The sequence below is a fragment of the Eggerthella sp. 1_3_56FAA genome (assembly GCF_000185625.1).
Taxonomy (GTDB): domain Bacteria; phylum Actinomycetota; class Coriobacteriia; order Coriobacteriales; family Eggerthellaceae; genus Eggerthella; species Eggerthella lenta.
This window is the reverse complement of the sequence record NZ_GL622579.1, coordinates 846,204-857,320: the sequence shown is the minus strand read 5'-3', so window position 1 is coordinate 857,320 and position 11,117 is coordinate 846,204. Positions and strand designations below refer to the sequence as shown.

6 protein-coding genes are annotated in these 11,117 nt (G+C 63.5%); 5 read left to right on the top strand and 1 reads right to left on the bottom strand.

What is annotated here, in order from left to right:
* Positions 1-260: 260 nt before the first annotated feature.
* The 4 genes from HMPREF1023_RS03730 (at position 261) to HMPREF1023_RS03715 (ending at position 6,221) form a co-directional block, all read left to right on the top strand.
* Positions 261-731, top strand: a complete 471-nt coding sequence (locus tag HMPREF1023_RS03730) for a hypothetical protein (protein ID WP_009304817.1) — start codon at positions 261-263, stop codon at positions 729-731.
* A gap of 160 nt (positions 732-891) precedes the next feature.
* The gene (gene dnaE / locus HMPREF1023_RS03725) at positions 892-4,353 is read left to right on the top strand and encodes a DNA polymerase III subunit alpha (RefSeq protein WP_009304816.1); all 3,462 of its coding nucleotides are present in this window, start codon (positions 892-894) and stop codon (positions 4,351-4,353) included.
* 270 nt (positions 4,354-4,623) lie between these two features.
* Entirely contained in the window at positions 4,624-5,391 is a 768-nt protein-coding gene (truA, locus tag HMPREF1023_RS03720; RefSeq protein ID WP_015760370.1) for a tRNA pseudouridine(38-40) synthase TruA, read from the top strand.
* A 41-nt stretch (positions 5,392-5,432) separates the two neighbouring features.
* Positions 5,433-6,221 (top strand): hypothetical protein, encoded by a 789-nt coding sequence (locus HMPREF1023_RS03715; RefSeq protein WP_035578354.1) that lies wholly within the window; start codon positions 5,433-5,435, stop codon positions 6,219-6,221.
* A 35-nt stretch (positions 6,222-6,256) separates the two neighbouring features.
* Here HMPREF1023_RS03715 and asnB read toward each other — a convergent pair whose 3' ends face one another.
* Positions 6,257-8,206: an asparagine synthase (glutamine-hydrolyzing) gene (gene asnB / locus HMPREF1023_RS03710; RefSeq protein ID WP_009304813.1), complete on the bottom strand. Its 1,950-nt coding sequence runs from the start codon at positions 8,204-8,206 to the stop codon at positions 6,257-6,259.
* 514 nt (positions 8,207-8,720) lie between these two features.
* On the opposite strand from asnB, the gene HMPREF1023_RS03705 reads away from it, so the two are divergent.
* Positions 8,721-10,103 (top strand): sodium-dependent transporter, encoded by a 1,383-nt coding sequence (locus HMPREF1023_RS03705; RefSeq protein WP_009304812.1) that lies wholly within the window; start codon positions 8,721-8,723, stop codon positions 10,101-10,103.
* Positions 10,104-11,117 lie beyond the last annotated feature (1,014 nt).

Genomic DNA, 11,117 nt, shown 5'->3' with positions numbered 1-11,117 from the left:
TATGACAATTCCTTTGAAGCCTACCGCCGCGAAGGCATGCAAAATCCCTGGTGGCGAAATCCCCCTGCGCCTTCCGAGGGTCCGATCCCGCCGGATATTGTCATGGGAGTCGATTTGCGCCCAAGGTGGGGAAGGATGCGCGAGCGCTCGGCGAGTCGTGCGAAATCGGGCAGGTTATGCGCGATTTTGGCACGACTCGGTGCGCGCGAGCGAAGCGGTGCGTCCTACAATAGATCGAATCCTAAACGAAAGGGGTTCGTATGAACGCAAGAACGTGGAAGAAGCTGGGCGCGTGCCTGTGCGCCGGCACACTTGCCGCCGTGCTGTGCGCGGGCTGCGCTTCGAAGGCGTCCGACGATGCTGCGCAGCCGCTCGTCAACGGCGTGACCGATCGGCAGGAAGTGGTGTACTGCCTGTACTTCGGCCTCACCGACAAAGACACCGGCAAGCAGGAGCTCACCATGGAGGAGGCGAAGGATATCGCCATCCCGCTGTTCATCGAGGCGGGGTCGGGCTATACCGTGTACGAGGCCGAAGGAGGCTTCGCCAAAGAGGACGGGACCGTCGTGCAGAACGACACGCTCGTGTTCGACAGCACCCACGGCGACGAGCAGGCCATCCTCGACCTTATCGAGAAGGTCAGGCGGGCGCTCAACGTCGAGAGCGTGTACTGCGAGTCCAAGCTCGTCGGCTGCCAGATACGCGGCGGCGTCATATCGGGCGTCTCGTAAGCGGCGGATCGAGCGCTGCGAACGCCGCCTGCTGCTGCGGGCGGCGTTCGCGCAAAAACCATCGTTTGTTCGCTGTTTGAAGACGGCGCTTTACGACGAATGCTGTTAGAATGTCATCGATACCACGACGCGCATCCATGACTGACAAGAGGCACAAGATATGGCATTCGTCCACCTGCACAACCATACCGAATATTCCCTGCTCGACGGCCACACTCATATCTACGACATGGTGAAGAGAGCCGCCGACCTCGACATGCCCGCGGTGGCCATCTCCGATCACGGCGTGATGTCGGGCGTTCCGCAGCTGTGCGAGATGTGCGACAAGGTGGAAGCCGAGACGGGCAAGCGCGTGAAGCCCATCTACGGCTGCGAGGTGTACTTCACCACCGACGAAGAGCTGCGCAAGGACACGAAGCCGAAGCTGTACCACCTGCTGCTGCTGGCCAAGACGAACGAGGGCTACCACAACCTGGTGAAGCTGGTCAGCGAGTCGCACGTGGACAACTTCTACTATAAGCCGCGCACCACCTTCAGCATGCTGCAGAAGTACGGCAAGGGCATCATCGGCTCGTCGGCTTGCATCGCCGGCATCATTCCGAAGCTGCTCGACAACCGCCAGGTAGACGAGGCGGTCGAATGGGCCAAGAAGTTCGCCAGCTGCTTCGAACCGGGCGATTTCTACATCGAGCTGCAGAACCAGGGCATCCGCACCGATGCCGGGTTCACACAGACCGAGCTCAACCACATGCTGACCGACGTGGCCAAGGCCGCCGGCCTCAAGACCATCGCCACGAACGACTTCCACTATCTCACGCGCGAGGACGCGCGCGCCCAGGACTACATGCTGTGCATCGGCACGGGCGCGGCGTTCAACGACGCCAACCGCATGCGCTTCGAGAACGACCAGTTCTACATGAAGACCGAGGAGGAGATGCGCGAGGCCCTCAAGGACTTCCCCGAGGCCTGCGACACCACGGTGGAAGTGGCCGAGAAGGTGAACGTGGTGCTGGAGCGCGACTCTATCCTTCCGCGTTTCCCGTTGCCCGAGGGCGAGACCGAGGAAAGCTACTTCCGCAAGCGCGTGCAGGAGGGCTTGGTCAAGCACTACGGCAATCCTGTTCCTCAGGAGGCGCAGGAGCGCGCCGACTACGAGATGGGCATCATCATCCAGCAGGGCTTCCCGGCGTACTTCCTCATCGTGCAGGAGTACATCGAATGGGCGCGCAGCCAGGGCATCGGCGTGGGTCCGGGCCGCGGTTCGGCCGCAGGCGCCATCGTGGCGTACGCCATGGACATCACCGCGCTTGACCCGCTGTCCAACGGCCTGCTGTTCGAGCGATTCCTGTCGCCCGAGCGCGTGGAGATGCCCGATATCGACGTCGACTTCGAGCAGGGCCGTCGCGAAGAAGTGATCAACCACATCAAGGACGTGTACGGCGAGGATCACGTGTCGCAGGTCATCACGTTCGGCACCCTGCAGGCCAAGAACGCCGTGCGCGACGCCGCGCGCGTGCTGGACTACCCGTACAGCACCGGCGACAAGATCACGAAGATGATCGGCGACGAGCTGGGCATCACCATCGACAAGGCGCTGGCCACGAACCCCGACCTCAAGAAGGCCTACGAGACCGAAGAGGACGTGAAGGCCGTCATCGACGCCGCGCTGTCCATCGAAGGCCACGTGCGCGGCGAGGGCGTGCACGCGTGCGCCACCATCATCTGCCGCGACCCCATGGCCGATCACGTGCCCATGAAGCGCGACACCAAGGGCGGCGGCATCATCACCCAGTACGACGGCCATTACACGCCCGAGCTAGGTCTGCTGAAAATGGACTTCCTCGGCCTGCGCACGCTCGACGTGCTCACCATCGCGTGCCGCAATATCGAGCAGCGCTTCGGCACGAAGGTGATTCCCGAGGACATCCCCATCGACGACGAGGGCGCCTTCAAGCTCATGCAGTCCGGCAATATGGACGGCCTGTTCCAGGTGGAGGGCGCGTTGTACGTCAGCCTGTTCGCGCGCCTGCCTCCCACGCGCTTCTCCGACATCGTCGCCTCGATCGCGCTCAACCGTCCGGGCCCGCTGGAATCCGGCATGGTCGAGGACTACATCAAGGTGGCCAGCGGCAAGACCTCCATCCACTACTACGACGAGCGCCTCCGCCCCATCCTGGAGGAGACGTACGGCACCATGGTCTACCAAGAGCAGATCATGCAGATATCCATGGCTATGAGCGGCTTCTCGGCGGGCAAGGCCGACAAGCTGCGCAAGGCTATGGGCAAGAAGAAGCTCGACGTCATGCGCGCGTTGCAGGAAGACTGGAACACCGGCGCGGTGGAGAACGGCTATCCGCTGGAAATCGCGAAGCAGATCTGGGAAGACGCGGAGAAATTCGCTAAGTACGCGTTCAACAAATCGCACTCGGCCGCCTATGCCATCCTGGTCATGCGCACGGCGTACCTGAAGGCGCACTACCCGAACGACTTCATGGCGGCCGTGCTGTCGTCCTACATGGGCAACACCGACCGTTTGATCCGCTACATCGCAAGCTGCAACCACTCGGGCATTCCCGTGTTGCCGCCGGACATCAACTCGTCCAACGCCGAGTTCACGCCCACCGACGAGGGCGTGCGCTTCGGCCTGGTGGGCGTGCGCGGCGTGGGCGCGAACGTGGCCGAGGCCATCATCGAGGAGCGCGAGGCGAACGGGCCGTTCACGTCGCTGCACGACTTCGTGAACCGCCTGGACGCGAAATGCTACAACCGCAAGACGCTGGAAGCGCTCATCAAGGGCGGGGCGTTCGACTCGACGGGCTACACGCGCAAGCAGCTCATGTACTTCGTTGACGAGACGCCGCTGCTGGAAAGCGCCTCGAAGCGCCAGAAGGATCGTGAGAGCGGCCAGGTGTCGATGTTCGACCTGTTCGGCGACGATCCCGATTCGGGCTTCGAGGAGGAGGTTCCGGAACCGGACGGCGTGGAGTGGCCGAAGCGCCAGCTGTTGACGTTCGAGAAGGAGATCATGAAGATCTACGTCTCGGACCACCCGCTGCGCCCGTACGAGGGCACCATCGCGCGTATGACCAAGTTCTCGCTGGGAGACTTGGCCGAGCGCACGAAGGAGATCAAGTCCGCGGTGTTCGTGGGCATGATCTCGAACGTGGTGACGAAGCTGACGAAGCGCGGCACGAAGATGGCCACGTTCACCTTGGAGGACACGACGGGCCATGTGGAGTGCATCTGCTTCAAGTACGACGACAACGCCGAGGCCATCCAGGAAGACGCCATCGTGAAGGTGAAGGGCAAGTTCGAGGCGAACGACCGCGGCAATCAGATCATGGCGTTCGAGGTGGAGGTCATCGAGCTGAACGAGGCCGATGCGCGTCCGTCGCACCTTGAGCTGAAAGTTGCGTCCTCGGACTTCGACCAGTCGAAGTCGCTGCGGCTCAACCGCATCTTGAAGTCGTATCCGGGTCGCGACGGCGTGGTTCTGCTCGTGCAGCAGAGCGATGGCCGCAAGTTCCGCGCCGAACTGCCCGTGTCGGTGGATTCCCGCAGCCCCGTCATGCGTTCCGAGATCCAGGATCTGTTCGGTTCGCAGGTGTGGAGGGCTTCGTAGCGTCGTATCGCGCATTGCCCAGTCGCTCAAACAGTCCTGCTCGCTCGAAGGCCCCGCTGGGGCCTTCGGCTCGTGCGGAACTCGCTTGGTGGGCAACGCGCGATACGACGTAGCTTCGCGGCGCTTTTAAACAATTTGGCAAGCGGATAGCGCCCCCTCTTCGCAGAGGGGGCGTGTTCGTTTATGATGTCGGCTATGAATACGCAAACCATCACCCCAAACACCGCGCGTAAGCGCGAAGCAGCGGCCACTGCGGCAGCTGATAAACCCGTGCGCGACCATACTCTGGCGTTGACCTTGTCGTACAACGGCGCGCCGTTCAGCGGCTTCGCTCGTCAGCCGGGTCAGACCACCGTGCAGGGCGACCTCGAGGATGCCCTGCGCATGCTGTTCCGCCGCGATGTGGAAACCACGTGCGCGGGACGAACCGATGCGGGCGTGCATGCGCTCGGCCAGGTGGTCAGCTTCGACGTGGACGACCGCGACATCGCAGGACGCTCGCTGCCCAGCTTGCGCCGTTCTCTCAACGCGCTCACGCATGACGCCATCACCGTGCGCGAGGTCGAACCGAAGAAGCTGGGCTTCTCGGCGCGCTTCGACGCGCAGGCGCGCGAGTATCACTACCACCTGTGCGTGGACAGCACGTGCCCCATCTTCATGAAGGACTTCTCGTGGTTCGTCCCCGGCGGCCTCGATATCACGGCCATGGAAGCAGGTGCGCAGTATCTGCTGGGCGAGCACGATTTCAAGAGCTTCTGCATGGCCGCCTCGGCGGAAGGCAAGCCCACGCACCGCAACGTGCGCGAGATTTCCTTCCATCCCGAGACGGTGATGGGCGAGAACCTCATGTCCATCAAGGTGGTGGGCAACGCGTTTCTTCACTCCATGGTGCGCACCATCGTGGGCACGCTGGTGATGGTGGGGAAGGGCCAGCGCGACGCCGATTGGGTGGGCGAGGTGCTGGAGGCGTGCGATCGTCGGGTTGCGGGGGAGAACGCCCCAGCTCAAGGGCTTGTATTCTGGCGAGTCATCTACTGACGTGCTACAATAGGCCTCCGATAAACCGAAGGCGGCGTATCATGTTCAGCACATCAACGGCAAAGCGCGTGGCGCGCGAGGCGGAAAAGATCGTATCGCTCAAAGAGGATATGGACGCCGTCTCGTGGACGCGCGTGCTCGAAATAGGCAATCAGCTCCAAGAGGGCGTCGACGAGGCCGAGCGCGTCTCGCTGGCGCGCGAGCTCGTGTCCATCGCCCAATCTAATCGCTCGCTGTACACGCGCTTGGGCCTCGATTCGGAACCCTCGTCCTCGCGCGTGATGGCGTCGGGTATCGAAGTGATGGAGGGCGGGCTTGCCGAGGCCGCCATCGAAAAGCGGGGAGATCGAGGGGGACGGCGTCCTCCGATCATCGAGGCTCCGTCGATCGAGCCGGAGGTTTTCGTGGAAGAACCCAGCGAAACCGATTTCCAGGCGGCCGGCGTGCAGGCAGAGTGCGATCTCGTGGCGAAGAACGATCCCGACGAAAGCGACTTCATCGAGGCGGCCGAGGCCGTAGCGCGCGTCGATTCGCCGTCCGCTCCTTTGCCCGTCGATCCCGAACCCGTCGATCCTGCGCCCGTTGCCGAGCCTGCCGCGCAGGTTGAGGCGACGAAGCCGGAAGAACCCTCCTCGACGCAGCCGCAGCAGGAGCCGCGACCAGAGCCGGAGCCGAAGCCGGAGTCCGTGGCTGCGCCCAAAGAGAAGCCGCCTCGGCAGCGCCGTTTCGCGCGTTTTCGCAACCTGTACGAAAGCCGCGACGGCGGCCTGTGCGTCTTCGAGGACGAGCACGGGCACCTCGTGGCCGTCGACTCGTCGAAGCTCGCCTAGCGAACGCGAAGAGCCCCGTAGGGCCCTTCGTTCGTTTACGCCGCCGGTTTCTTGGGGACGGTCTTGTCCACGAAGTAGATCTTGTACCACATGAGGAACATGTAGACGATCCAGATCTTGCGGGAGCGGTCGATCTTGTACCTGTGCTCGTCGAGTAGGCGCACCAGCTCGTCGGTGTTGAAGAACTGTTGCGCGATGTCGCCGGTGAACCATTCCTTGACCTGGTTGTAGTAGCGGTCCTGGCGCAGCCAGTCCACCATGGGCACGGGAAAGCCCAGCTTCTCCTTCTGCGCCCAGTCTTTCGGGATGGCGCGCTCGGCCGCCTCGCGCAGGGCGATCTTCGTCTGCTCGCCGTTCGCTTTGAACGGGGTGGGGATGGTGCGCGAGACGTTGAACACCTCCTTGTCGAGGAACGGCACGCGGCTTTCCAGCGAGTGGGCCATCGACATCTTGTCGGTTTTCAGCAGGATGTCGCCCACCAGCCAGAAGAAGAGGTCGACGTACTGCATGCGCGTCGTCTCATCGAGGTCGGACACCTCCGCGTACGCAGGCGCGATCAGCTCTTGCGGCGAGCACGCCTGCACGGGGCGCTTCAGCAGGCGGGCGCGCTCCTCGGGGCTGAACGCCACGCCGTTGGCGTTGGTGTAGTACCAGTCCTCGGGGGTCTCGCTGGCGCGCTCCAGGTAGTTCGCGCCGCGCACGCCCAGCGCGTGAGCCGCCTTCGACGCGCCGCGCAGCAGGCCCTTCGGCACCCAGGACAGCTTCGCGTTGGCGAACGGCGTCTGGTAAATGCGGTAGCCGCCGAAGAACTCGTCGGCGCCCTCGCCGGACAGCACGGCCTTCACCTTCTTCGCGGCCTCCTGGTCGACGAAGTACAGCGCCACGGCGCTCGGGTCGGCGGACGGCTCGTCCATGTGCCACTGCACGCGGGGCAGGCTTTCCCAGTACTCCTCTTCGCCGATGTGCTTGGAGTTGTTCTCGATGTGCAGCTCGTCGGCCAGCTCGCGCGCCCAGGCAATCTCGTCGCGCTCGCCTTCGTACTCGGCGAAGCCCACGGTGAACGTCTTGATGTCGGGATTCTCCTTCGCCAGGCATGCGGCCATGTAGCTGGAATCGATGCCGGACGACAAGAACGAGCCCACCTCCACGTCGGCCACGTTGTGGTAGCGCACGCTTTCGCGCATGGCGGCGTCGATGGCCTTCACGGTGTCCTCGCGGCTGCGGTTCTGGTCGAAGTCGTACGTGGGGCGCCAGTAGCGCTCGGTTTCCGTCGTGCCGTCGGCGCGCACGGTCATGCAGTGCGCGGGCTCCAGCTTGTAGATGCCCTTGAAGAACGTCTCGGGCAGCGCCGAGAACTGGAAGCACAGGTACTGCTCCAGCGCCTCCTCGTTGAGCTCGCGTTCGTAGGCGGGGTGCTCCAGGATGCATTTGATCTCGGAGGCGAAGATGAACTGCGAGCCGGCCTCGCCGTTCTGCACGGTGTAGTAAAACGGTTTGATGCCGAAGAAGTCGCGCGCGCAGAACAGCTCGCCACGCTGCTTGTCCCAGATGGCGAACGCGAACATGCCGCGCACCTTATCCAACAGCAGCTTGCCCCAGGCCAGGTACGACACCAGCAGCGTCTCGGTGTCGGACTCGGTCTTGAACGTCCAGCCGTCCGCGGCCAGCTCGTCGCGCAGGTCGCGGTAGTTGTAGATCTCACCGTTGAACACGATGGCGTAGTCGCCGATGGTGAACGATCCGGGAGCGGAGCCTTCCGTAGCCGGCGACGTCACGATGGAGTCATGCGCGCCCGTGGCGCGCACCATGGGCTGGCTGCCGTTCTCGAGGTCGATGAGCGACAGGCGCCGATGCCCCAGCGCCACGCCGTCGGCAAGGTACTGGCCCTCGCCGTCGGGGCCGCGGTGCGCCATGATGTCGCACATGGCCTTCAACGTGGGCGCGTCGGTTTCGGTCGCGCCGGTGAATCCGCAGATACCGCACATGAATGATTCTCCTTCTCGTTTGGTCTGCACACCATGATAGCCCAAGCGCCCCGCAACCCCCAAGCGCCCTGCCCGCCCCCTCGCCAAAACCGCAGATTTGGAGGGAGCTGGCAGCGAGTAGTCACCGTAGGAACGCATCTTCGCCCGTAAAACACGCCTCGCGCGCTGTGGCGTGTTTTACGGGCGAAGATGCAGCGCCGCGCACGTTCGCAGACCCGGGACGTTCTTTCGGTGCGGCAGCGGCGAGACCGGCGTCCGAATGCGAAGCGGTTCCCGCGCGGCGGTGCGCGCGTCGGAGGACGCTTCCGTAGCACCTCTTCGGGCGTCGGTTGCTGGCAAAACGGATCTTTCGGCAAAACGTTGTTGGCGACCAGGGTTTTCCCGGTATAATGATGCATCTGGATCGCGGCGCAGGTGCACGACGTGGATGGGCGCCCGTATCCGATCCTTTGCGGACGCGTTCCGCGAGCGGATTTTCCGGGGAATACCAACTGAACGTTAACGGAGGTTTTCGATGGCTTCAACGCATGCGCACGCGCGCTCGGCCTGGTCGGGCAAGTGGGCGTTCATTCTGGCTGCGGCGGCATCCGCTGTGGGCTTGGGGAACATGTGGCGCTTCCCCTATCTGGCCGCCAAGTACGGCGGCGGCACGTTTTTGCTTACCTACCTGGTGCTCGTGTTCACGTTCGGCGTATCGTTGCTGCTGCTTGAGACGGCGCTCGGTCGCAAGACGGGGCAGTCGGCCATCGGCGCGTTCAAGCAGTTCGGCAAGAAGTACGCCTTCATCGGCATCCTGGCATCCACCGTGCCCTTCATCATCACGCCGTACTACTGCATCATCGGCGGATGGGTGACGAAGTACGCGGCCGCCTACCTGATCAACGGCCCGGAGGCGCTGGCCGACGGCGGCGACTTCTTCACGGGCTTCATCTCGAGCAACACCGAGAGCTTCTTATGGATGCTCCTGTTCATGGCCGTCGTGTTCATCGTGGTGTCGCTGGGCGTGAAGGGAGGCATCGAGAAGGCGAACCTCGTCATGATGCCGGCGCTCATCATCATGGCCGTAGGCATCGCGCTGTACACGCTGACCATGCCCGGCGCCGTCGACGGTGCCCTGTACTACCTCACGCCCGACTTCAGCAAGTTCTCACCGGAGCTGGTCATCGGCGCGCTCGGGCAGATGTTCTACAGCCTGTCGCTGGCCATGGGCATCATGATCACGTACGGCTCCTACCTGGACAAGAAGTCCAGCCTCACGCAGAGCGTCGCCCGCATCGGCGGCTTCGACATCGGCGTGTCGTTCCTCGCCGGCCTCATGATCGTGCCGGCCGCGTTCGTGGCCATGGGCTCGGGCGAGGCCGTGGCGGCCAACTCCGGTCCGTCGCTCATGTTCGTCATCCTGCCCACCGTGTTCGCCGACATGGGCGGCGCGGCCACCGTCGTGGGCTTCCTGTTCTTCCTGCTGGTACTGTTCGCAGCTTTGACCAGCGCCATTTCGCTGACCGAAACCTGCACCTCCATCGTGCAGGACGGTGCGGGCTGGTCGCGCAAAAAGGCGCTGTGCGCCGTCATCGGCGTGGTCGCGGTGGCCGGCATCTTCGTGAACCTGGGCTACAACGGCTTGTCGTTCATCGAGCCGATGGGCGAGGGCACCACGCTGCTGGACTTCTTCGACTTCATCTCCAACTCGGTGATCATGCCTATCGTCGCGCTGCTCACCTGCATCTTCGTCGGTTGGATCATCAAGCCGAAGGCCATTGTCGACGAGGTGAAGATCTCCAGCGAGTTCAAGGTGGAGAAAGCCTGGACCGTCATCATCAAGTACGTGGCGCCGGTGCTCGTGGTGGTCATCCTCGTTGCGTTCGTCGCGCAGACGTTCGGGCTCATCAGCTTCTAGCGTTCAGGCGCATACGAGGCATTCGCGCGGAGCGCCCTTCGGGGCGCTCCGTTTCGTTTCGGGCGCGAGCGGCGCGGATGGGGCTCGTGCTTCGTGTGCGTTCCGGTTGTGCCGCTCCGGCCGCCCCGTCTCGCCTGGCCGCGCCGCCTCGTCTAACCAGGCGTCGGTCGCGTCGTCCCGCCTGGCCGCGCCTCGACCAACCCGTTCCGCCTGGCCGAGCTCCGGCCGCCTTACCTCGCTTGTCCGCGCCTTGCACGCCTGGCCCCCGCGCCGCCCGGTTTCGCGTTTTTGCAAGGTCATGTGCTGCAAATTCAACGGTTTGGCACAGCCGGATCGTTCGGGCGTGGCATTCCGAGGGGGCGGCGAAATGCGACCTGGGGTTTCGCTTCGGCATCCTTCGGGAAGATGCGTCGAGGGATGCCGAGTAGTGCCAAACCGTTGATTTTGCCGCATACCGGATCCGGTTTTCGTTCGGGCGCGATCCCGCTGCAAGCGGCGTTACGGCGGCAGCGATCGGTTTTCGCAGGGATGTTGCGTTCGGTTCGGACTGTCCGGCTCCCAACCTCGCGCGACCTGGCGTAACGTCGCGGGTTGCGCGTCTTGGGGCGCGGAGGCATCCAAGGGCGCTCGAAGTGCAACATCGCGGGCAAAACCGTGCAACGGACGCGCTGAACGGTTTTGCGCCGATAGATGGCATGACGGCGGAAGCGAAGTCGAACGGCGGAAATCGAACGGTTTGGTAATCTCGACGAGGGCTCGGTCGCGGCATCTCGGACCCGCAGAGCGCGATCGAAGGGGTTTTCCCAGGTCGGATGTTCGAAGCGTAAATAAAAGCGAATCGATAGGATTACCAAACCGCCCGATTGCTGCCACAGAGCGGGGATTTCGCCGTCAAATCGGCATTGACGGGTGCTGACGTATGCCGCCGTGCACGTAGGGCGGCATGCTGTCGGTCAAGACGGCGCGCTTCGAGTGCTCCGCATGAAAAAGATACCGAAGCGTCGGAGAATGCGA